This window comes from Streptomyces alkaliterrae, assembly GCF_007097205.2.
GTDB lineage: Bacteria > Actinomycetota > Actinomycetes > Streptomycetales > Streptomycetaceae > Streptomyces > Streptomyces alkaliterrae.
In genome coordinates, this window is record NZ_VJYK02000071.1 from 1 (window position 1) to 21071 (window position 21071).

Annotated in this window: 26 protein-coding genes and 1 pseudogene; 9 read left to right on the top strand and 18 right to left on the bottom strand. The window is 68.7% G+C overall.

Annotated features, from left to right (window positions below):
- The first annotated feature begins 568 nt into the window (after nucleotides 1–568).
- Both FNX44_RS09310 and FNX44_RS09315 read left to right on the top strand, forming a co-directional pair.
- A complete protein-coding gene (locus FNX44_RS09310) occupies nucleotides 569–2953 on the top strand; it encodes a DEAD/DEAH box helicase (RefSeq protein ID WP_143647537.1) in 2385 nt (794 codons plus the stop codon).
- Between the two features lie 40 nt (nucleotides 2954–2993).
- On the top strand, nucleotides 2994–4442 hold the full coding sequence (locus tag FNX44_RS09315; protein ID WP_153507062.1) for a PIN domain-containing protein: 1449 nt from the start codon (nucleotides 2994–2996) through the stop codon (nucleotides 4440–4442).
- An 81-nt stretch (nucleotides 4443–4523) separates the two neighbouring features.
- Here FNX44_RS09315 and FNX44_RS09320 read toward each other — a convergent pair whose 3' ends face one another.
- The 12 genes from FNX44_RS09320 to FNX44_RS09375 all read right to left on the bottom strand — a co-directional run bounded on the left by FNX44_RS09320 (nucleotide 4524) and on the right by FNX44_RS09375 (nucleotide 12890).
- Nucleotides 4524–5069: a zinc finger domain-containing protein gene (locus FNX44_RS09320; protein WP_228449771.1), complete on the bottom strand. Its 546-nt coding sequence runs from the start codon at nucleotides 5067–5069 to the stop codon at nucleotides 4524–4526.
- A gap of 147 nt (nucleotides 5070–5216) precedes the next feature.
- The gene (locus tag FNX44_RS09325) at nucleotides 5217–5780 is read right to left on the bottom strand and encodes a P-loop NTPase family protein (RefSeq protein ID WP_143647540.1); all 564 of its coding nucleotides are present in this window, start codon (nucleotides 5778–5780) and stop codon (nucleotides 5217–5219) included.
- Entirely contained in the window at nucleotides 5777–6577 is an 801-nt protein-coding gene (locus FNX44_RS09330; RefSeq protein ID WP_143647541.1) for a DUF6042 family protein, read from the bottom strand. The genes FNX44_RS09325 and FNX44_RS09330 overlap by 4 nt, the downstream gene beginning before the upstream one ends.
- A 57-nt stretch (nucleotides 6578–6634) precedes the next feature.
- Nucleotides 6635–7123, bottom strand: coding sequence for a GNAT family N-acetyltransferase (locus FNX44_RS09335; protein ID WP_143647542.1), 489 nt, complete (start codon nucleotides 7121–7123; stop codon nucleotides 6635–6637).
- On the bottom strand, nucleotides 7117–7380 hold the full coding sequence (locus FNX44_RS09340) for a hypothetical protein (protein ID WP_228449772.1): 264 nt from the start codon (nucleotides 7378–7380) through the stop codon (nucleotides 7117–7119). Before FNX44_RS09340 ends, FNX44_RS09335 begins: the two co-directional genes overlap by 7 nt.
- Before the next feature lie 147 nt (nucleotides 7381–7527).
- A complete protein-coding gene (locus FNX44_RS09345) occupies nucleotides 7528–8574 on the bottom strand; it encodes a hypothetical protein (protein WP_143647543.1) in 1047 nt (348 codons plus the stop codon).
- Nucleotides 8575–8699: 125 nt separating this feature from the next.
- Nucleotides 8700–10091: an AbiJ-related protein gene (locus tag FNX44_RS09350; protein ID WP_143647544.1), complete on the bottom strand. Its 1392-nt coding sequence runs from the start codon at nucleotides 10089–10091 to the stop codon at nucleotides 8700–8702.
- A gap of 481 nt (nucleotides 10092–10572) precedes the next feature.
- Nucleotides 10573–10956, bottom strand: coding sequence for a DUF6415 family natural product biosynthesis protein (locus FNX44_RS09355; RefSeq protein ID WP_143647545.1), 384 nt, complete (start codon nucleotides 10954–10956; stop codon nucleotides 10573–10575).
- Nucleotides 10953–11141 (bottom strand): hypothetical protein, encoded by a 189-nt coding sequence (locus tag FNX44_RS09360; RefSeq protein ID WP_143647546.1) that lies wholly within the window; start codon nucleotides 11139–11141, stop codon nucleotides 10953–10955. The genes FNX44_RS09355 and FNX44_RS09360 overlap by 4 nt, the downstream gene beginning before the upstream one ends.
- A gap of 100 nt (nucleotides 11142–11241) precedes the next feature.
- Nucleotides 11242–12090, bottom strand: coding sequence for a helix-turn-helix domain-containing protein (locus FNX44_RS09365; RefSeq protein ID WP_143647547.1), 849 nt, complete (start codon nucleotides 12088–12090; stop codon nucleotides 11242–11244).
- Between the two features lie 10 nt (nucleotides 12091–12100).
- Nucleotides 12101–12655: a DUF6879 family protein gene (locus FNX44_RS09370; RefSeq protein WP_143647548.1), complete on the bottom strand. Its 555-nt coding sequence runs from the start codon at nucleotides 12653–12655 to the stop codon at nucleotides 12101–12103.
- Complete coding sequence (locus tag FNX44_RS09375) at nucleotides 12612–12890, bottom strand: hypothetical protein (protein ID WP_143647549.1); 279 nt, start codon at nucleotides 12888–12890, stop codon at nucleotides 12612–12614. The genes FNX44_RS09370 and FNX44_RS09375 overlap by 44 nt, the downstream gene beginning before the upstream one ends.
- Before the next feature lie 192 nt (nucleotides 12891–13082).
- Here FNX44_RS09375 and FNX44_RS09380 point away from each other — a divergent pair, with 192 nt between their 5' ends.
- Nucleotides 13083–13652 carry a hypothetical protein gene (locus tag FNX44_RS09380; protein ID WP_228449773.1) on the top strand — a complete coding sequence of 190 codons (570 nt, stop codon included), beginning with the start codon at nucleotides 13083–13085 and terminating at the stop codon, nucleotides 13650–13652.
- Nucleotides 13653–14005: 353 nt separating this feature from the next.
- Here FNX44_RS09380 and FNX44_RS27945 read toward each other — a convergent pair whose 3' ends face one another.
- Nucleotides 14006–14425 (bottom strand): hypothetical protein, encoded by a 420-nt coding sequence (locus tag FNX44_RS27945; RefSeq protein WP_173019138.1) that lies wholly within the window; start codon nucleotides 14423–14425, stop codon nucleotides 14006–14008.
- Between the two features lie 153 nt (nucleotides 14426–14578).
- Between FNX44_RS27945 and FNX44_RS09390 the strand changes: the two genes are divergently transcribed.
- The gene (locus tag FNX44_RS09390) at nucleotides 14579–14872 is read left to right on the top strand and encodes a hypothetical protein (RefSeq protein WP_143647550.1); all 294 of its coding nucleotides are present in this window, start codon (nucleotides 14579–14581) and stop codon (nucleotides 14870–14872) included.
- Between the two features lie 68 nt (nucleotides 14873–14940).
- Here the strand turns inward: FNX44_RS09390 and FNX44_RS09395 are convergent, their stop codons facing one another.
- The 5 genes from FNX44_RS09395 to FNX44_RS09415 form a co-directional block, all read right to left on the bottom strand.
- Complete coding sequence (locus FNX44_RS09395; RefSeq protein WP_143647551.1) at nucleotides 14941–15309, bottom strand: hypothetical protein; 369 nt, start codon at nucleotides 15307–15309, stop codon at nucleotides 14941–14943.
- Between the two features lie 115 nt (nucleotides 15310–15424).
- Complete coding sequence (locus FNX44_RS09400; RefSeq protein ID WP_143647552.1) at nucleotides 15425–15964, bottom strand: VOC family protein; 540 nt, start codon at nucleotides 15962–15964, stop codon at nucleotides 15425–15427.
- A gap of 68 nt (nucleotides 15965–16032) precedes the next feature.
- Nucleotides 16033–16362, bottom strand: a complete 330-nt coding sequence (locus FNX44_RS09405; RefSeq protein WP_143647553.1) for a hypothetical protein — start codon at nucleotides 16360–16362, stop codon at nucleotides 16033–16035.
- A gap of 169 nt (nucleotides 16363–16531) precedes the next feature.
- The gene (locus FNX44_RS09410; protein WP_143647554.1) at nucleotides 16532–17587 is read right to left on the bottom strand and encodes a replication-relaxation family protein; all 1056 of its coding nucleotides are present in this window, start codon (nucleotides 17585–17587) and stop codon (nucleotides 16532–16534) included.
- A gap of 212 nt (nucleotides 17588–17799) precedes the next feature.
- The gene (locus tag FNX44_RS09415) at nucleotides 17800–18045 is read right to left on the bottom strand and encodes a hypothetical protein (RefSeq protein WP_143647555.1); all 246 of its coding nucleotides are present in this window, start codon (nucleotides 18043–18045) and stop codon (nucleotides 17800–17802) included.
- Nucleotides 18046–18313: 268 nt separating this feature from the next.
- Here FNX44_RS09415 and FNX44_RS09420 point away from each other — a divergent pair, with 268 nt between their 5' ends.
- The 5 genes and pseudogenes from FNX44_RS09420 to FNX44_RS09440 all read left to right on the top strand — a co-directional run.
- The gene (locus tag FNX44_RS09420; RefSeq protein WP_143647556.1) at nucleotides 18314–19132 is read left to right on the top strand and encodes a hypothetical protein; all 819 of its coding nucleotides are present in this window, start codon (nucleotides 18314–18316) and stop codon (nucleotides 19130–19132) included.
- A 166-nt stretch (nucleotides 19133–19298) separates the two neighbouring features.
- Nucleotides 19299–19538 carry a hypothetical protein gene (locus FNX44_RS09425; RefSeq protein WP_143647557.1) on the top strand — a complete coding sequence of 80 codons (240 nt, stop codon included), beginning with the start codon at nucleotides 19299–19301 and terminating at the stop codon, nucleotides 19536–19538.
- Complete coding sequence (locus tag FNX44_RS09430) at nucleotides 19535–20521, top strand: conjugal transfer protein (RefSeq protein ID WP_143647558.1); 987 nt, start codon at nucleotides 19535–19537, stop codon at nucleotides 20519–20521. Before FNX44_RS09425 ends, FNX44_RS09430 begins: the two co-directional genes overlap by 4 nt.
- Entirely contained in the window at nucleotides 20518–20784 is a 267-nt protein-coding gene (locus tag FNX44_RS09435; RefSeq protein WP_143647559.1) for a hypothetical protein, read from the top strand. Before FNX44_RS09430 ends, FNX44_RS09435 begins: the two co-directional genes overlap by 4 nt.
- Nucleotides 20781–21071 (top strand): annotated as a pseudogene (locus FNX44_RS09440) (hypothetical protein); the annotation flags it as partial. The gene FNX44_RS09435 and the pseudogene FNX44_RS09440, both read left to right, overlap by 4 nt.

A 21071-nucleotide genomic window follows, 5' to 3' on the forward strand; every position in this document is an offset into this window, starting at 1 on the left:
GCGGGATATGCCCCGGCAAGCCGGGGCATAGAGAACGCGCCGCGCAAGCGCGGCGCGGATTCCCCCGCAAGCGGGGGAATCGGATTCCGCAAGCGGAATCCCTAAAAGTGGGTACGATTCGCGCAAGCGCGAATCGTAGGACACCCGCGCAAGCGCGGGTGTCGAGGCTGGCTACAGGGGAGGTGCATCGCGCGCGGACCTGTGTAGGGCTTGGGAATCCCAGCCATCACCCCCGCAACGAGAGTGACGGACCGTCGGCCCGATCGGGTGCCGGGCCCCCACCGCAGTGACGGGCTCCGCTGCGCTCCACCCTGACCACTCCCCCACCCTCGAAACCGACCGCTCACGTTCACCAATGCCCCGCCAGCATACCCCATGAACCGTGCGCACGGGGCGAGATTCAGCCAAGTATCAGCCTAGAGAGGGAAGTCGCCCCAGGGGTGATGCATCACGGGTGCTGACTGTGTAGAGTCTGGGATCAGACACCACCACCCCAGCCCGCCACTCACCGCGCGCCGAACTCTCATTCCTATCACGCACCGCATTCCACGAAAAGGAGAACACAGGGATGGCCGCAAAACTGCGTGAACACCAGATTGAAGCCGTATCCGCCATCGTGCGCGGTTTCGATATTCCGCCGGGTGGCATTCCCTGGAATGGCCTGCGTGGGCAGGTGCACGCCGCGTGCGGAACAGGAAAGACCGTCATCGCGGCAGCCTCCGCAAAGCGGATTGTGCCGAAGGGCCGCATCCTGGTGCTCGTGCCGACCCTCGATCTCCTGGCACAGACGATCAAGGAATGGGCTGGGTCCGGTCCCAAGGTGCCGGCGGTCGCGGTGTGCGGGCCGCTGGAAGACCCGGATCTGTGGGCGCTCGGTGTGCGGTGCACCACCAACCCGGTGCAGCTGGCGCTGTGGCATGGGACGGGACCGGTCGCCTTCTTCGCGACTTACCACTCCCTGGGTGTGATGGCGGAAGCGTTCGAGGGTGCGTACGGGCAGCAGTTGGAGCCGCTGGACCTGGCGGTGGTGGACGAGGCGCACCGGACCAGTGGGTCGATGGGTAAGGCGTGGGCTGCGATCCACGACCAGGCGGTGATTCCGGCGCACCGCCGGCTGTACCTGACGGCGACGCCGCGGATCTGGGAGGAGCGGCTGAACCGCGAGGTCGCCGAGGGGGTGCGCGATCCGCTGCCGCGGGAGATGGCGGCCTCCATGGACGACGAGAAGGTCTTCGGGCCGGTCCTCTACAAGCTCTCGCTGGCGTCGGCCGTGTCGCGGAAGCTGCTGGCGCGGTATCAGATCATCGTGCTGGAGCTCCAGGACCCGGTCGTCACCCCGGAGCGGCTGATGGGCGAGGAGCGGCACAGCGAGGAGGTCCGCGGGCAGCGTCTCGGGGCGCTCCAGGCCGCGCTGCTGCACACGATGGAGCAGCACAACCTCCAGACCTGCATCACCTTCCACCACCGGACCATAGAGGCACAGGCGTACGCGGAGGGCCTGGAGCGCGTGGCGAAGCGGCTGCACGCCGACCAGCCGGAGAAGTACCCGGCTCAGATCTGGGCGGACTGGCTGTGCGGCGAGCACGTCCCCGAGCGCCGGCGGGGCGTCCTGGCCGACTTCGGTTCCACGGCGCGGCGGGCTGTGCTCTCGAACTGCCGGGTCCTGGGCGAGGGCGTCGACATTCGCGCGGTGGACTCCGTGGCGCTGCTGGACCCCAAGGGCGCGCCGCACGACATCGTCCAGGCCATCGGTCGGGCGCTGCGGCAGAAGCCGGGAGAGGGGAAGCTCGCTTCGCTGATTGTGCCGGTTTTTCTCCAGCCGGGAGAAAGGCCGGAGGATATGTTCACCTCGGGGTCGTATCGGCCTTTGGTGAAGGTGCTTGAGGGTCTGCGAGCTCACGATGAAGAGGCAATCGAATTGCTCGCGATTCCGCAGGAGCCGCAGAAGGACGTGGCGCAGCCGTCCGAGTACATCGGTCCGCCGCCCGAGGAAGGCGAGGCGGAATCCCGGCTACTGCTCCGGTTTGCCGCTCCCAGGGATCCGGTGATGGTCGCGGACTGGGTGAGCTTCAACGTGATCGACACGGAGAAGCAGGACTGGGCGCGCGGCTGGGCGGCGCTGAAGAAGTTCACCGAGCGTGAGGGGCACGCCAGGGTTCCGTACGGGCACAAGGAGGGCGCCTACCCGCTCGGGCAGTGGGTCGCGGAGCAGCGGCGGGCCTACGGGGCCGGGCAGATGACCGGGCTGCGGGCCCAGCGGCTGGAGAAGCTGGGCATGGTCTGGAGCCTGGCGGACGAGCGGTTCCAGGAGAACCTCGAGGCGGCCAAGGCGTACTACGAGGAGCACTGGACGCTGTGCGCGCCCCGGTCCGCCACCGCGCTGGACCGGCCGATCGGGCAGTGGCTGTCCAACCTCCGCCGCCCCGGCGCCCTGGACGCCCACCCCGAGTGGAAGACCGCGCTGGAGGCCGTCGACGAGCACTGGAACCCGCAGTGGCCGGCGGTCTGGCAGCGGCACTACGCCGCCGTCCGCGAACTGGTGCGGGAGGAAGATGACCCGGCGGTCGTCGTGCCCGGCATCACGGTGCACGGCATGGACGTCGGGAAGTGGCTGTCCCGGCAGCGCCAACACGACGTCTGGACCGCTCTGATGGCCGGCCAGCGCGAGCTCTTGGAGGCGATCGGCGTGACACCGCTGCCCCCGGAGCAGGAGACGCCCGTCAAGGCCCCCAAGACGGCCGTGAGCGCTTTCGACAGGGGCGTTGCGGCCCTGACGCAGTACAAGACCCGCACAGGCTCTGTGAAGGTCCCCAGGGCCCACGTAGAGCGGTTGGAAGACGGCACGGAGATCAAGCTCGGGGTATTCCTCAGCAACACCAAGAGCAGGCGTGCCAAGCTGAGCGCGGACAAACTCCAGGTGTTGGCGGAGCTCGGGCTGGAGTGGGCTGCATAGAAGGCAGCAAGTCTGTGCGCATCTCGGCATGGAGGCGAAGTTGATCATCTTCGATACGAACGCGGTGAACCTGCTTCCGCCCGACGGCCTGCGGGCGGACATCATCCGGAAGCTGCGGCAGTCCGGTCACCACCGGGTCGCGGTGCCGTGGATGGTGCTGGAGGAGATGGCCGCCCACCAGGCTCGCTTCTACCCTGACAGGTACCGCGCGGTTCTGAAAGCTGTGGCGAAGTTGAGTGAGGTTCTTCCCTGGGAGCCAGAAAGCTCGCTGGAGCCGCTGGACCTCGAGCGCCTTCTCGATCACTGGCGCGATGCCTATGGCGAGATCTTCGAGGTGATCGAGACCAGCGACACGGCTATCCGCAGGGGATTCCAGCGTGAAGCGATGGCGCTTCCCCCGGCCAAGCGTGTCAAGGATCGTTCGGAGGGTGGCCGCGATGCGGCGATCTGGTTCTCCATCCTGGAGTTCCTTGAGCAGAACCCGGAGGAGCACGTCTGGTTCGTCACGAACAACAGCAGCGACTTCGGCGACGGATCCCTCTTCGAGTACCCCATGGATGAGGACATCCGCGACCTGGAGGGCCGGCTCACCTTGCTGAAGGACTTCGACCAGGTCGTCTCCCGCTTCACCACGGAGGTGTCCGGGGAAGAAGCAAAGGCCGCTGCAGCCGAGCTGCTGGAGTCCGCGTCGGTTCGGGCCCGGGTCGCACACACGGCGATGGGTCTCAGTTCTCTCACCGGCTTCGTCGGTCTGGGCGACGGAGGAACAACGGAGGAGTGGTCCGAGTGGCTGGCCCAGCCCGAGGTCGAGCTGCTCAGCGTCACGGACGTGACAGGCCACACAATCGAGAGCGACGTCTGGTACACAGCCAACACCCACTGGCTGCTGTACGGGCCCGCTGGCGACGAGGCGGGCACACTCATCGGCTACATCGCCTGCGTGTGGCCGATGAAGGTTCTGTTCTCCACCCGCGACGACGAGACGCCGACTCTGCTCACCTCGGAGGACCCCTCACCGCCGGACACCGATGACGAGCCGTGCATGAGGACTCTGCAGGCACTCAAGCAGCGGGCTGCTGACATCGTGGCGGGTGCCAAGCGCAAGGCTCTGACTGCGCAGAACTCAGCTGGTCGTCTGCTCGCCGAACAGCTTGCGCCTTCCCTCGCGAACCTTGACACCGCCGCCAGCCAACTCGCCCGGCAGGCCGCCGCGCGCCACGCAGCGCTAGTTAACGAGCCCGTGCAGCGCCTCGCCCGGAAGATGGCAGCCGACCAGTTGGCGCTGATCAACAACCCGCTGCACCGCTTCGCCCAGCAGATGGCAGAGTCCATGCCCAAGCTGGACATCGCCGCGGACCTACGCCGGCCAAGCAGGCGGGAGGAGACCGTTGACGAAGAGGTCGAAGGGTCGGCCTCTTCCGATACCCCGGAAGCCCGCGCAGCAGAGCCAGACGACACGCCGGCGGACGACGAGCACGAAGGCGAGTGACCACGCCCTCGGAGCGCCTGGACCTGGTGGGCCGTGGGGACCAGCGGCGGGCAGGAGTACTGCTGCGATGCAGGCGCTCTGTCAGTTGTCGGTGCGGTTCCTCTCGGCAGTGCGCAGACTGCGGGCCATGCCTACCTGCGCGCGGATCACGGCCTCGAACAGGGTGTCCGGATCGCCGTCGGGTCCGGCGTTCGCGGACAGCAGCATGGTGACAAGACCGGCGAGGACGGTGACCAGGTCCGCCGTCCCCACCGGGCCGCGGACTTCGATCAGTTGACGTACGGCGTCGTCGATGCGGTCCATCGCTTCCTCGCCCTGGAGGAACAGCCCGAGCCGGTCGGCGAGGAACATGCGGACGACCGCCACGCTGTCGGCCAAGGCGGTGTCCACGTTGAAGTCGGCGCGCGCCTTCTCCGACTCCTTGAGCACGGCCGGGATCGTGTACGTCTGCTGCTCTGGAATGAGGCCCTGCTTCCGCCACTCCTCGTACGGGATCGGGCCGGCGGCGTCGCGGCGGGCCCGGTGGTGGTCGGTGGGATGGCCGCCTGAGGTGCGGCAGGCGCGCCCTGCGGCCGTCTTGCAGGTGGGGCACTCGAGGCGGCGGATCCAGGAGCGTACGAGATCCATCTGGTGATCGGAGCGGAGGTGTCGCCGCCACTGGCCGCCCCACGGGATGCTCTGCGATCCGTTCTCCACGCCCATTGCCCCCTGGGGTCCGGTGGTGTGTGCCGTCTTGCGGGCCGTGAAGCTGACCGTACCTGCGGGTGGCGCCCCTCAGCGGTCGATCGGGGGAATGCTGTCCAGGCCGCTCTCGGCAAGGATCTGTTGGACCGTGTCGTCCAGGGTGCTGGCCGCGTCGATGACGGTCTCCAGGCTGTTGGGGAGCAGGTCCTTCTCTCGGTACCAGTCGCGTAGGTGGCCGTCGTTGACGTGCGCGAGGTACTCGGCATCTGGTTTCGTCGCGTGCCTGAGCACCGTCTCCTCAAAGGGCACGTGGAGGTAATAGCACCGTGTGACGCCTTGGTGGGCGTGCAGCAGGTCTTGGAGCATCGTGCCGTAGCGGTCGGCGTACAAGATGCCTTCCAGAATGACGTGGAAGCCGTGGTCCAGGGCGTAGCGGGCGGTGAGGTCGATCAGGCCGATGTTGGCGCCGTCGGGCCGGTCGTGTTCGCGCAGCACGATCCTGCGCAGGTTGTCCTGGGCGACGATGGCGAGGTTGCGGCCGAACTTCTCGCGCAGGCCGGCCGCGACGGACGACTTGCCCGAGGCGCTGTTGCCGCGGATCACGATCAGGCGCGTGTCTCTGGTCCCCACTGTGCCGTGAGCGGCCTCCGTCACCCGCGGCTCACCTGGATGCGGTTCTCGTGAAAGTGCGCCCAGTCCATGACCAGGCGGAAGCGGCGGTGGGCCTCCAGGCGCTCCGCGTCGGCCAGTTCCTCGCCACGCTGAACACGGGCGTCGCCGGACGTCACGAGTTCCGCGAGAGCGAGCCGGACGTCGTCGACGTCCTGTCCCGTGGCTGCCGCAAGCTGGTCCAGGGAGGTGAGAGTCTCCGCCGGTTCACCCAGATCGTCGATCAGGTGGGCAATGAGGGTGTCGAGGAGCGGGCCCGTGCGCCTCGTCCAGCGGATCCCGTCGAGGCGCTCGGTGAGTTCGGGGTCCAGGGGGAGCAGATCGCCGGGCAGCGGTAGCGCGGCAGGCATCGACCACCGGGTGCCTTCCGAGGTCTCCTCGCGGGTGGCCAGGCCCCACGTTAGGTAGAGCTCAGACAGGTCCCGCACCGTTTGGGGCACCGGGAAGCCGGCGGTCGTCAGCATGGTGCTGAACTCCTCCCAGCGGGCCGCCTCGCATGCCTCGCGGCCCTCCGGCGCGGCCTCGTAGTCCCATTCCTCATTCGGCCAGGAGAAGGTGAGCGCGCCGTCGAGGTCGCCGCCGATCATGTCCCAGCGCCCGTCGAAGATCTCGTGCAGCAAGTCGTCCAGTGAGCCGGTGAAACCGGGCTGGCTCGCGGTCCCGATCAGCATGGTCAGCGGGAAGCCCTGACGGGGCAAGACGTGCTCCCAGCCTGACAGCCACCAGTCGTTGTGCATCGCCATGCTCCGGCGCGGTTCGGGCACGGGCGAGTTGTCAGCCATCCGGTGAACTCCTCGAGAAGGCAGCGAAGCGTTTGCAGCGTACGCACTGTGCGGGAGCTAGTTCAGATGATCCAGCGCGTACAACTCGTAGGGGACGGTTCCGTCGTCGGTGTCTCGGTCGGCCGTGCCGACACGGGTGAAGCCTGTTTTGAGCAGGACGCGGCCGGAGGCGGGGTTGCCGGGGTGGTGCATGGCCTGCAGGCGATCCAGGCCGGCGGTGGTGAAGGCGAATTGGACGACGTATTCGGCTGCTTGGGTGGCGTAGCCGTTGCCCCAGGTGTCTTCGCGGAGGATGTAGCTGATGGTGCCCATGGACGGGGATCGTCGCCGCAGGGCGATCAGGCCGATCAGCTCTTCCTCGTTGAGGATGCCCCAGCTCCACTGCAGGCGAGGGTTCGCGGCGGCTCGGGCGAGGGCCGTGCGGACCTTCTCGCGGGCTTGGTCGAGGGTGAGGGGCTTGCCGGTGGTGTGCCGGATGGAGGCGCCGCTGTAGACGCAGGTGAGGGCGGCAGCGTCGTCAAGCACCAAGGCGCGCAGGGTCACCATGCGGCGGTCAGCTCCTTCGCGGTGGGGCGGTCGGCGGGGTCGGGGGCCAGGCACGCGGTGATGGCGTCCTCGAACTCGGGGAAGGGCCAGGGCCGGACGTCGCGCAGCGCGGTGGTGGCGCCCCGGGCGATGACGGCCAGCTTCTCCAGCCGGTCGAGGCCGTCGTCGTAGGCGACGGGCCGATGGGCGGTCCAGCACCAGAACAGAGAGGCGCCCCGGGCTCCAGACGTCGGCGGAGGGCTGTGGACCGGCGTCAAGTGCGCCTTCCCTGCCGGGCCGGGGCGGCCTTGGCGAAGGACCGGTGGTCCGCCCGGTGGCACGGTCGTTAGGCCGTGCGACTCCATGAAGCCGGGCACGGGGGTGTCATGGCTGACCCCCGGGCCCGGGGGTGGTGCGGAAGGCGGCTAACGCATGAGCGCGTCAAGGGCCTGCTCGGCCATCTGGATGCCCTGCGCTGCCGCCATGGTGGAGGCGCCCTCCAGGAGCTTGTCCTTGAGCTGGGTGGCGAACTGGCGCAGGCGGCCCGGCTCGGGATTCCCGGAGGTCGCCTCGTCGTGGAGCTCCTGGGCGACGCGCTCCAGCTCCACGCGGTCCTCGTCGGGCAGGCCCAGGATGGGACTGACCTGGCCGACGTACCCGGCGAGCTGGACGAACAGCGTCGGGTCGACACCGTCGGTGTTGTTCTGCGTGAAGTTCTGCTGCTCGCCGATGATGACGCCCTTGGCGTTCGGCAGGTAGGTGTTGTACGTGGTGCCGGGGCGGGGCTGGTTGACGTGGTCCTGCACGCTTCCTCCTGCCAGGGCGCAGCGGGTGCCCTGGGGTGTGGTGGCGACCGTGGGCGGGTCGGTGTCGATGTGTTCGATGAGGTTGTGCTCTGCGAGGTAGGCGAGCGCCTGGTGCAGATCGGTTTCGCTGATCTCGGTTCCGGCGAAGTAGGAGTCGGGTGTCGCGAGGAACAGGGCCGGGTTGACGGGTGTGTGGTCACTGGCGGTGTCGAAGAGCCATCGCAGCAAGGCGTCCGTCGTGTGGCGGATCCGGGCGGCGCGGTCCTTCTGTAGATCCTTCAGTCCGCGCACCGTGACGCGGCCGGCGTCGGTGAGACGGACATGGTTGTGGGGCCCCATGGTGCGGAGGATCTGCACCAGGTCGTGCTGGTTGAGCTGGAGCGCCAGGATGGCCGGGTCCTCGTCCTCCAGCTGGAGCTCTTCGGGGAAGGCAGCGACGTTGATGTACCTGCCCGGGTTCTGCTTCTCGCGGTCGTCCAGCCACAGCAGCAACCGGGCCAGGTAGCCGGTCACGTCACCGGGCACCGCGCTGGAGGTGGCTTCGATCTGTGCGGAGATACGAGGTGGGTTCCGCCGTTGAGCCCGCTCCAGGCTCTTGTTGGTCTCCTTGACCACGTCTCTCGCCCACTTGTCGAGATCGCGCTTGTTGATGCCGCTGCGGGCCACGTTGCCCTCCTGTCTCAGGTACCTCAGCCAAGGGTACGGACCGGGTCTGACAGCAGGCTTTCCGTTTCTCGGGACCTTGAGGGGCGACCGCCGTGCACTGACGAGATGCTGGGTGGGGAGCAGGTTCAGCTGCCGGCCTCGGCATCGAAGCGCTGGAACAGTGCTGGTAGGAATCGTTCCATGAGGACTTGGGCATCGCGGGCATCTTCGAGTTCGTCATGGCCGAACCGGAAGACCTCATACCCCCTGAGCTTCAGGTCGCGGTCGGCGGCCATCATCTCGGCGTACTTTGCGGTGTCGGGGCGCTGGCCTCGGTCGCGGGTGTAGTGCTGGGATCCGTCGACTTCGAGAACGATGCGTTGTTGGTGCGGGAGCAGGAGCAGGAAGTCCATGCGGGAACGCAGCAGGGCCTGGGGGCCGCGCGCGCGGACGGTCTGGTGGTCCCAGTGCAGCCACACCTCGGGCAGCAGGGCGGGTAGGTCATAGGCCCTGTCGCCGAGGACATGGTGGTAGGCGCCGAAGAGGTTCTGCTGCCCCGGGGAAGTGTCAGGCAGGCAGCGGTGGAGCCGTTTGTAGAGGGAGGTCTTGGCTTCGGCTTCATTCGGGATGTTGCGTGTGTCCTGCCACCAGGCCTGAAGGTCACGCCAGCGGAGGCCGTGATCGGGTGTCGGGCGATCGTAGACCAGCTGATTGTCTGTGTCGCCGACGATCTCGATGTCGTTGTCCATCGCGTTTAAACGGATGTCGGGCTTGGTGAGGGACGCGAAGATGATGTTCTTCGGCTTCCGGTTTCCGGCGAGCCGGGTGGAGACGAGGGTGAAGCGGGGGTAGCCGCCTTCAGTGCCTGTTTCCCGCAGTTCGACGGCCGCACTGCGGACGTGCTCGTTGATCGCGTCTACGAGGAGCCGTTGTGCGGACTCGTCGAGCAGGACATCGGCGGAGACCATCGCTTCGAGGAACCGGGCGAACCTGGCGTCGCCGGCCTCGAATGCGCCGAGGTTCTCCAGGAGAGTCTCGGCCGTCCAGTCCCCCGGGTTCCGGAAGACGTGCTTCTCGATATCGCGCCTGAGGCTGGGCCCGGGGGAGCCGAAGAACGCGTCGATGAGTGGGCTGAGCTCCTCCCCGAGTACCCAGAACCGGCTCAGCATCGCCATGAACCTGGGTTGGTTGGGGGTCATAGCGGCCAGGTCGAGGGACCGGGCCAACTCGCGCCGAATCCGTATGGGTATCTCCGGAGGCGAGGACTCCGCCCAGAGCACATCCTCGATCCGGAACCTCTGCTGAGGACTCCCCTGGCCCGTGGCCAAGACACGGTTCGCAACGAGGGGGAGGTCGGTGTCGGGAACCTGCGCGAAGCTCCGTTTCACCCGTTCGCCCTTGGTTCCCTCCTCCGGGACTGCCGGCATCCCCAGCTCCGCGAACGCCGCGTTCAGCCTGGCGTGCGAGTTCCCACTGAGCCGAGCGACGACGTCGCTCACTACCTGTCGAAGAATCGAGCGATCCCTGCCATCGGCCATCGGCCGATGCTCGCAGAAGGCACCGACATCCGTTGGGGATTCGCGGGTACTCCAGGCGGGGAGTCGGAGCAGCTGACGGGCCCGCGATGACTGGACGCCCCTTGTTCGGCAAGGGTGAGCGCGCAGCCCAGGAGGGGAGAGCGGCACGGCCGTGTCGGGCGGCCTCGGCGCAATCCGGTGCGTGCTGGACACCTCGGCCCTGCATGACTCAGCCGGACGGTCGGCGCTCGTCCAGGACTTCGTCGAGGAAGGACGGCTTCGACAGGCAGTTCGCCGACACCCGCGCTGTAGTCGAGGCCCGGGATCGAGTGGATGTGCTGCGGGGCATCGAGCCACACCCGGTATTCAGCGGCCTCGTACGGCGTGAGTCTCGGTGTTGCGATACGAGGGCCGGCATTCCTTGGGCGACTACCCGCCGCCGCACGTGGAGATGGCACGGAAGGTCGCCGGGGTACTGGAGGAGCCGCGGCCGGCACCCGCATCACACCGGGGGCACAGATTCGGCGAGGCGGTCCAGCCGGGTGTAGAGGGCCCGTACGAGGCGGGCCCGGTTCTGGACACAGCAGGCGGTGCCCTTGAGCGGGGCGGACAGACGGCGGTCGGCTTCCTCGAGGACGACTTCGGCGAGGGCGCCGCGGCCGTCGCTCTTGGGCAGGGCGGCGGTGAGACGCCGGACGTCGGCAGCGACCGCGCGGGCGTGGCCGGTGAGCTGGAGGGCGATCTGCTCGTAGTCGCGAGGCGGGAGATCCGGGTCGTGACACGCGAGGATGGCGGTGACGAGTGCCTCGTGCGGGGCGCGGTCCAGGGGGAGTTCGGCCTCGATCAGGCCGTCGGGGTCGTGGAGCACGATGTGGGTGTCGCTCATCGGGCGCCCGCCGCGTCGTCGTCCTGGTCGTGGTCGCCGGTGGCGGCGTCCGGGGCCTGGACGGCGAGGAAGCGGGCGTAGCCGCGGGCGGCGCGTTCCAGTAGCGCGGGTGAAGGCCGCCCGAAGTCGGGCTGCTGGAGGCAGGGGCCGTCGGGTGCGGGGCCGGCGGGTGTGGGTGCGCTCATGGGCACCGCCTCCGTGTGCTGAGTGCCTTGCGTCGGTGTCGTTCGACGCTACGGAGGTCGCCGCTCGGTCCTCAACGAGATTGCGGGGAATTGCGGAACTTCACCCCAGGGCGTCGATCGCCGCCCGGATGAGCGCGCGGGCCTCGTCGCCGTAGACGGCCATCTCCGCGAGGCCGGCGAACGCCCTGGCGTAGTCGGCGAGCTCGCGCGGCTGCGTCACCTTGATCTCAGCCGTCAGCGTCTCCACGACGGCCATGGTGTCGTCGTGGACGTAGAACGCCTCCAGCGGCCACACGGTGCGCTGCGCGGTGAACGGGATGATCCCCAGCGACACGGAGGCGAGCGGCATCACGGCCAGGAGGTGGCGCAACTGTCCGCGCATCGCCTCGGGGTCAGCGGTACGGAACCGCAGGACCGACTCCTCCATGAGCACGACGTAGCGGTGTCCGCCCTCGTAGAGGAAGCGGGAGCGCGCCACTCGGGCGGCGACCGCTTCGGAGACGTCGTTCGGCGTGCCTTGGAACGTCGTGATCTGCCCCATCAGGGCGGTCGCGAAGGCCGGCGTCTGGAAGAACCCGGGCGGGACGTTGGAGACGTAGACCCGGCAGACGCGGGTCCGCTCGTGCAGGGTGTTCCAGTTCTGCTGGACCTTGCGCATCCCGTCCTTGTGCAGGCGGCGCCACTCCAGGTACATGGAGTCGACGGCGCGGGCGGTGGCGATGAGGTCGTCGGCCTGGTCGTCGGCGCCGCACGCCGCGCACCAGGCGCGGATGTCCGCGTCGGAGGGCGGGGCGTCGCCCTTTTGGATGCGGGTGGTCTTCGCGGGGTGCCAGCCGCACCGGGCGGAGAGTTCCTTCCCGGTGAGGCCGGCGTCCTTGCGCAGGTGCGTGAGCCGCACGGCGAGCGCTTCACGGGCCGCCTGTGCGCTGGACGAGGGGGATGCGCTCACGGTGCTCTGCTCAGTGGGCCTGGACGGTGTACTTCTCGTGCGGGATGCCGCGCTCCCACACGGTCTCGAAGGCGGCGTGGCACAGCGCGACGGCGGCCGGGTCGGTGGTGCGCTCCTTGCCGTCCGGTGCCCAGTCGCCGGTGCCGGTGAAGTGGTGGAACTGCACCAGCCGGTCGTCCAGGAGCCAGAAGTCGTTGCCGGGCAGCGCGATGTCGGAGGCGCGGCGGCGGGGCAGCCAGCGCACGCCCTCTCCGGCCTGGAGGTTGAGCGGGGTGATGGCGTGCTCGTAGCGGATGTAGTCGGTGACCGGCTCGGAGACGATCCGCGCCCGGCGCATCACCACGCCGCGGGCGACCGCGTCTTCGACGAGCGGCATCCACTGGGGCCAGAACGAGCGGGCCGGGTCAAGGTTCGGGACGCCGGTGAGCAGGAAGGTCTCGAAGTCCTCGGCTTCGTCGCCCACCGCGTAGACGTCGCGCATCTCCAGATGAACCGCCGTGTGGTGGGTGTCGGCGAGCAGTTCAGCGAACGTCGCAGTGTTCAGCTGCTGCGCGTTCAGCGGCATCGCACGCCTCCCTCACGATCTGCACCATGCGGAACGGAATCCGGATCACCCGCTCGTGCGGCGGGATCCCCGTCTTGTGGCCGGCTACCCACTCGGTGGAGCCGACCAGGGTCTTGAGGAGGGCGTCGGCTTCCTCGCCCTGGAGGACCAGGTCCGCGCTCTCCTCTTCCACCCACACCGTCGGTGATCCCTCGCCGCCGGTGTTGGGGTCGATCCCGACGAACCGTAGCGTCATCACGTACTCCCCTGGGACTCGGTTGCGCATAGTTGCGCCGACCGTCCCGCAGGCCGGGTCCGGCGTCAAGGGCGCCTCCGCTGCCGGAGCATCCGGCGCCGGGCTGCGGGCCGGGAACGGCTCCTGGTCCGTCCGGGTGAGCACAGGGCCGTGACGGCGAACTCCGGGCACGCGGACCTCTAGCGTGCGGTCATGGAAGACACCCAGATGCCCGAGCCGCTACGCCGGGCGATCCACCAGCTGGTTGCCGAGGGCGTGCAGAACTGCCAGGAGGTGCTGCGGTACACCGAGCCCGACCAGGCGCACACCTGGAAGCGGATGACGCTGTACCGGGCCACGGACGCGGCGGACACCATGAACATGGTGGCCATGCTGATCGCCGCGTACTGCCAGCACACCGGCATGGCTCGCGACACGCTGCAGAGCTACCTCCAGGTCGGGCAGCAGGACCTCCGGTCCGACGGTCCGCAGGAGGAGGACCGCGCGCACGTGGCGGGCCTGATGGGCGAGGCGCTGTCGTACGAGGCGATGCGGGCGCCAGCGAACCGGATGCGGTACCACCGGGGCCAGCTGCAGGCCGAGCAGGCGCAGCAGCCCGAGGACGACCCGGGCAAGCTGTTCACCGAGGCGGTCCTGCACGGGCTGAGGGCGAAGCTGTGCGACGAAGTCGACGCCCTGGACACCTACCTACCGCCGCAGACGGCCACGATGGCCCGCCGGGTCGCGGCAGCTCTCGAAGTGCCGGAGCCGGCCACCGCGTGAGCCGCAGGACGGAGCGGCGGCGTCCCGCCCTTCCGTCACCTCCCGGCGCGCTCGTCTCAGGACTGGGTGTCGTCGTAGCGTCCGGGTCGGTGAGCCAGGTGACGACGTCGGCGTCGGTCATCCAGATCGCCTGCGTCTCGTGAACCTCGCTGTACTGGATGACGTGCCCGCGGCCATTCGGATCGGCGCTGCTTGGGGCGGGGCCGGCTATCGCGGCAAAGCGCCGCCAGGTGCTCGCGCTCACACACGCGAGGAGCAGGGTGGCGACTGGTCGCGGGCGGTGAGCGCGAGGCCGCCGGGGGCTGGCCGTTGTAGAAGACCTGTACGGAGCTGTGGGCCCGAAGTGACCGCTCTCAGCGGTGTGGCGGCTCAGCGATGTGGTCGGGGTTGGGGAGTTCGGGTGGGAAGTGGCGTTCCAGGATCTCCGCCCATCGGTGGAGGACAACGAAGCCGGTGGTGTCGGCCTGCGCTTGGACCAGTTCGCTCAGGGCGTCGATGAAGGGCTGGGCTGCGGTGCCGGCAGGTTGCGCGGCAGCGGCCCGCCTGAGCCGTTCGTGCGCAGCGGGGAAGACGTCCTTGGCCCATGCGTCCTGCTCTCGGACGCGCTTGCTTCCCTCCTCCATGTTGATCCACCAGATTGCCAGGGCGGGGCAGTCTGAGGTGTGCCAGGTCTCGCTGATCACACCGCTCGTCTTCACGTGCGCGATGCGGGCGTTGTCAGAGCTCGGCAGGGCGTGGCAGTCGGCGCAGTCGATGCGTTCTGTGTCGGTCATTGCGGTGTTCCCTTCGGGTGCGGCAGAGCTTGTCATCCCGGTCTTCGGATGGCCAGGGGTCTTCGGAGTGATTGACCACAGCTCAATAAACGTGCTTTAATTTACACATGCGGGGTGGCAGCCCCCGCCCAACCACCTCTTCAAGGAGTGCATGTGACAACCACTGAGAGTGAGATCGCTGAGAACTTCCGCCGTATCGGCCAGCTCGTGACCGCGCGTTGGCCGAAGGCCACCGCCAAGGTCACCGACTCCGCGTTCGCGGGGCCGGGCATCCTCCTGGAGCACCCTGTCAACGACCTCGCCGTTGTGCTCCTCGACGGCACGTGGGAACTGATCGTTCAGCACCCGTACGACAGGGACTGGATCCTGGTGTGTGACCTTGGGGAACCGGCCGATCTCGCCCGGGCGACCGTGAACGCGATCGAGGAGTCGGAGCTGTACGCCTGATTCGCTCGAACGGCCCGTCGGGCAGCTGCGTGCTGCCCGACGGGCCGTTCCCTGTTCTTGTTCACGTCCTAGCTACGCGTTCGGCGGTAGCTTCGCCGGGAGGCCAGGGCCCGACGAACGGTGCTGCCCCACCACTGCCCGTTCGCATCGGCGGGGGGCCATTGCTCACGCGTGACGTAGCTCCAGAGGGTGTCTGGTGCGAATCCGGCGAGGTCTGCGACCTCCCTGGCTGTGTAGAGCCGGTCATCTTGGATGGGTGGGATCTCGCGCGTGTGGTGGGTGGCGATGAAGGCGTTGACGTCGCCTGGGTGGAACTCTTGTCGGCGGCCGCGCTTGCCGATCGACTGAGGCCATTCCGGGTGCCGGCCCCAACGGGTGTTCTCGGCGACGTAGCGCGTGGACCGGCCGACGTGGGCGGCGATCTCCTCGAAGGTCACGCCGGGGCGTCCCGGTGGGGCGGATAGCATGGTGGTGGTCCTCTTGATTGGGGATCGGCGTTGGCCGACGGGGCTTGCCCACCGCGTGAGCGGATTGCCCCGTCGGCCGTTTGTGTCAGCGGAGGGTGCTGCTGGCGACGTCGAGGGCGTTGGTGAGGCTGGTGGCGGTGTGCTCGTGCCCGGCGCTGTCGGGCGCGGGGTTGAGGGTCCAGCCCCAGGAGTTCCCCTTTCCGTCGAGGGTGATGGTGTCGCCTCCGGCGTGGATGGTGACGGAGAGTGCTCCGGTGGGGTGGCGGTGGATGTCGGCAGTTGCGGTAGGTCCGAATCGTTCGGTGACCGCGGTTTCGATCTCGGGGGTGGTCATGGTCTGCTCCGTCAGGGTGAGGATGAGGGCGCGGCCGTCGGGGTCGCTCATCTGCCGCCGGCCCGGCGCGCGGGTACCAGCGGGCAGGGTGAGGCCGAGTCGGAGGCCAGCGTTCGCCGGGCGGCGCGGCGTGGCGGGGTAGAGCTCGAGGATGGCGCCGTTCTGGAGCTGGGCGGCGTAGTGCTCGGGGCCGGTACCGTGCTGCTCCTTGGCGAAGGCGAGGCCGAGGTCGCTGTAGAAGGCGTGGGCGGAGTCGAGGTTGTTGGTGTAGAGGACGAGCAGGTCGATCATGTCGAGGTCCTTCTGGGTTGTTGGGGAGCCGGGTACCCGCCCCGCTGGGTGCGGGGCGGGTGAGTCGTCTACTTCGCGCCGGGGCGGTGGTAGACGACTTCTCCGGTGCGCCTGCTGGTGATGGTCAGCTCACCGTTGGGCTGTGCGGTGATGACTTGGCCCTTGGTGAGGGCGGTCACGCTGCCGTCGGGGTGGCGGGTGGTGAAGTCTTCCCGGGGGAAGTACATCCGCCCGTCGGACGCGAGCCCGGCGTTGGGATTGAAGGGGACTCCGCTGTGCTCGTCTTCCACCTTGGTGAGGGTGGTGTCGAGCTGGTGGAGTGCTTCTTCCGCCGTGCGGGCCGGAGGTAGATCGCGGAGGCGCTGGTAGACGAGTGCTAGGCGCTCGTGGATCTCCATGAGACTCCCTCTGTTGAGTTGAGAATCGGCGTGTTGGTTGGGGTGCCCACCCCTTCCAACAACACATACTTTACATGATTCAACCCATCTTTTACAAGTGATGCGCGAGAAGATTCTCCCCTCGCCTCGCCGCGCGGCGAACGTGACCACAGCCGGTTCGGCTTGCGGGCTACGAAGGGCGAAGGGCGATGGCGTCCAGGAGACGCTGCGGCGCCGTCCGGCCGAACCTGTGGAATACCTCGCCAGCGGGACCGTGAGCGCGCAACAGCTCCAGAGTGGTTGCCACCAGCGGGATCTTCCCGTCGTACGCGTGGGGTCCACCGCCGTAGCCGTCCTCGCCCTCCCAGTGAGGTCGAGTGAGAGCTGACAGCCTCTGCACTGTGAGGTCGGGGTTCCGGGCACCGACGCGGTTGAAGACGATCAGGACCGGCGGATAAGCGCTCCGGCGGCGGAGGCCGGAGAACCCCGACCACCGGGTGCTCCACAGCTCTTGCTCTTGTCCGTCGGTGTCTCGTACGCGTCGCCGAAAGAAGCGTGCGTAGCGGTCGATCTTCGCAGCGAGTCGTTCGGCTGTCTCGTGGCAGTTGTCGACCTCGACGAACAGCAGGGGGAGATCGTCTTCCGGAGCGGTGAGGACGAGGTCTGCCTGAGCGCCGCCGCGACCCGGTCGTGCCCATGTGCCGGTTGCAGGGAGCGGTACTTCGGTGGCGTAGCCGGAGAGGGAGCCGAGGCCGGGAGATGCGTGGGCGGCGGCCTGTGCGGCGTGGCGAGCGGCCTCAGGCTCGTTGGCGACCAGGTCCAGGTTCGGGGCGGGGCGTAGAAGGGCGAGGATGGTTTCGGTGACGGCCAGCGGGTGCGTGCCGCCGGCGGCTGCGGCGGCGCGGGCGGTGCCTCCCATCTCTTCCGCTGGGCGTCCGAGTTCGTAGGCGGCGGCAGCCAGTCCGCGTGGTGTCAGTGTGCGGAGGGCGTCGCCGGTGCGCGTCCAGCCGCCGGTCTCGACGAGTCCGTGTCGGCGGAGGTCGGTGAGTGCGGCGTTGTACGCGCTGGTACGTGCGGCCTTTCGGGCGCGCGCGGTTGGCTTGGTGGTGTGCCGGTAGGTGAGGTGGGGGGCGGTGAGGCGTTGGATCTGGTCGGCGGTGGCGATCTTTACGACGCCCAGGGCGCGGAGTACGTCGCTGCGCAAGGCGCTGCTGGAGCCTGCTGGATTGGTGTTGCGGACAGGCATGTAGACCCCTCCCCTTGTCTGTTGGTGGCTCGCCGTCGCGGGCGAAGACGATTGTTACTTCCTCTCATTGCTCATAGAGAGGTGTGACAAGGGGCGGGGTCGGTTGCCCGTGGGGTTTGACCTGCGGCTTTGCTCTGCCGGGCGGATCGGGTGATCAAGTGGGTGTTGCAGTGGGTGTTCGAGTGGGTGTTGCAGTGGTGGTGGGTAGGTGGTCAACCTTCTCGGGCGACTTGGGCGACGAAGGGGTACTCCTCGTCGAGGGAGGTTTCCCGCCAGCCGTCGGGGGCGAGCTTCCAGCCGGCCTCCTTGAGGGTTCGCGTGGCGGCTTGGGGGTCGAACGGCTCGTCGGGTCCGACACCGGTGCAGTAGCCGAGGTCGCCTCGCTCGGGGCAGGTGAGGAAGAGGTGCCAGTCGGTGTCGTAGGCGGCCACCACGGTTACGGGGAATCCATCGCTCATAGCGGCAGCGTACGGAGCGCTGGTCGAGGCCGGGTGGGATTGCGGCAAGGCCGCTCAGTCCAGGTGCTGGCCTGCTAGTGCGGTGTCGGGGGTTGCCCCAGGTTGGAGTCGGTGGGGTGGGTGGTTGTCACGGGGTGCTTGAGGTTGCCCCGCCGGGTGACTCCGCTCTGGTTGGCCGGTTGACCTGCGGTAACGGCGTTTGAGGGCACCTTGTTGGGCAAGGGGTGCGGACCACAGTCCACGGCAGTGAAAGGAAAGGGGAGCTGCCGTGGAGAACGCTTTCGATCTGGTGCGGGCCGAGTGGGGACAGATGTGTGCCCAGCCGGGAACGGTGGAGCGGGTCCACTCGTGGCTGGTCGAATCCGGCGTCCCCGTGGATGTGGACGCGACGGAAGGGCTGGACGGTCTGCTGCGCGCGTTGAAGCGCGGTTCGGTACCGAGCGATCGGTGGCTGGCGGTTCTGGTGAAGCGGGCGGCGGCGGGCTGTGAGCTGGCGGCGTTGGTTGTGGTGGTGGCGATGGTGCCGGCGGCGCTGCGTTCGGTGAAGCAGCTCCGGCTTCGGTATGAGGTGCCGGTTGATGAGGTGGCTCAGGTGGTGGCTGCCTCGCTATACGAGATGGTGCGGCGGTATCCGCTCGCTCGGCGGCCGGAGAAGATCGCGCTGAACATCGCGTGGGACACGTCCAAGCGGGCTGCGCGGGAACTGCAAAGCGAGCTGCCCAGCAGCGATCTGGAGTGGATCGAGGAGTACGTCGGCTCGCTGGTTGACGAGGAGGATCCGGTTCGGCTGGCGGAGCAGGCGCAGCTCGCGGAGGACGTCGTCACGGCCGGTCTTGGGGAGCTGGGTGACCTTGAGGGTGCGCGGGCTGAGATGGCTGAGCTGTTGGTGTGGGCGCTGCGGGAGCAGGTGCTGGAGCGGGCCGGCGTGGAGACGCTGGTGACGTTCTATCGCGAGGGCGCCCCGGCGGATGCGGTGATGGCGCGGCAGGTGGGGGTGAGCGCCGCGGTGTTGAGGAAGCGCCGCAGTCGGGCGGTGCAGCAGCTGCGCGCGGCGGTTCCGCGATGGCGGTTGGCGCAGGCCGCGTGAGCGTCCCCTTCAAGAAAGTTCTCGGGTTGGTGTCACATCTAGCCCTGTGCCGGGGCTTTCTTCTGGCGAGGTCTCGCGTGAGGTCTCTGAGCCGGAAGGGAGTTTGAGGATGGTGGAGCGGGTGCCAGCCGGAGAGGGCGGCGGTGTAGGGGCTGAGCTCGAGGGGTTGAGCGAGCAGGAGGTTCTGCTGGTGCGGTCGCGGCGCACGTCGAAGAGGTTGGCCGCGCAGTTGGAGGCGGCGCCGTGGGCGCCGGAGACGGTCGCGAGTTTGCAGCGGTACGTCGAGGACGGCGACGCGGAGCGGGCGATGAAGGCGTGGGCGGAGTTGAAGGCGTGCCCGCCGGAGGTGCTGCGGGCGCGACTGGAGCAGCTGGTCCGTGCCGGGCGTCGGCAGGTGGAGCCGTGAAGAGCTTCGGGCGGCGTCGGGCCGATACGGAGGAGTGGGGCTGGCAGATGTCCACCGGCGGTGTGGCGTTGGTGTCGAGGGCCGCGCGGTGGGGGCTGTGGGGATTGGTCGCGGCGGGTCCGGTGCTGGCGGTGGGGGCGTGGGCCCACAGCGGTGAGGCGGCTTCGATGCCGGTGCCGAAGGTGGCGGCCGAGCCGGTCGCGGTGGCGGACACGGCGGGGCCGGCGGGGATCGCCGAGCTGTTCGTGACGAGCTATCTGACGGCGTCGCCTCGAGAGGCCGAGCAGCTGGATGTGTTCTTGCCGGGCGCTTCAGCGCGGGTGGCCAGTGCGCGGCCGGTGGTGGTGGAGCGGTCGGCGGCGGTCGAGGTGGAGACGGTCCGGAAGGGCTACTGGTCGGTGTCGGTCGCGGTCGTGCTCAAGGAAGCGGGCAAGGAGACAGGCAAGGACCGGGAGGAGCGCGGCGAGGGCGAGCCGGGTGGGGTGCGGTTCTTCCGTGTGCCGGTGGCGGCTGCCGATGGGGGCTTTACGGCGGTGGCGCTGCCGAGCGAGGTGGCCGGTCCGGTGGACACGGACAGCGAGGCGCGGGGGTTGGGGTACGGGCGGCCAGGGCCGGCCAGTAAGGGCGATCCGGGCGCGGCAACGCTCCTCGGGTTCTTCGAGGCGTATCTGGCCGGGCGCGGTGATGTGGAGCGGTTCGTTGCGCCGCAGGCCTCGGTCCGCGCGGTGACAGGGGCGCCGTACACGCAGGTGCGGCTGGTGGAGCTTGCGGTGCAGGGAGCGGACGACGGCGTAGTGGCCGCGGAGGTGCCGAGGGAGGGCGAGCGGCGTGAGGTGGTCGTCGAGCTGGAGGCGTTGGAGGCCGGTGGTGGGTGGCGGCCGATGACGTACGCCGTGTCGCTGCAGGTGCGGGACGAACGGTGGGAGATCTCGGCGCTGCGGGCGGCGCCGGCGCTGGCGAAGGAGAAGGGGAAGAGCAAGTGATCGATGACATTGGTGCACTCGCGGGTGACCTGGGCGGGCTGTTGGAGGGCGCCGTGATGGGCCTGCTGGTGGCGGCGTTCGTCGCGTTGACGTGGGTGAAGACGAAGTCGGTGGGGGCGGCGATTGTGGCGTTGCTGGCCGGGGTGGCGATCTGGGCTGGTGTGCGGAACGCCGAGCTGCTGTCGAAGAAGGCCGAGGAGGACATCGTGCGCGGCAGCGCTGCGGTGGTGCAGACGGTCCAGGAGCAAGGGCCGGTGTGGTGAGCGAGAACGCGGAGTTGGTCGGCACCTGCTACACGCGGGCGCGGCTGTGGCCGAAGGTCGTGGGCAAGTTGCCGGGCGGCGGTCGTATGTGGGGCGGGCCATACACGGTGCCTCAGCTGGCGGTGCTGGTCGGGGTGTTCGTGGTGATGCTCTACAGCCAGGCGGTCTGGGCCCGGTTCGGGCTGCTGGTGAACCTTGCGCTGATCGTCGCGGTGCCCTACGGGCTGGCGTTGGTGGTGCGGCGGTTGGAGGCTGCGGGGCGGGCGCCGGGCGCGCTGGTGTGGGGC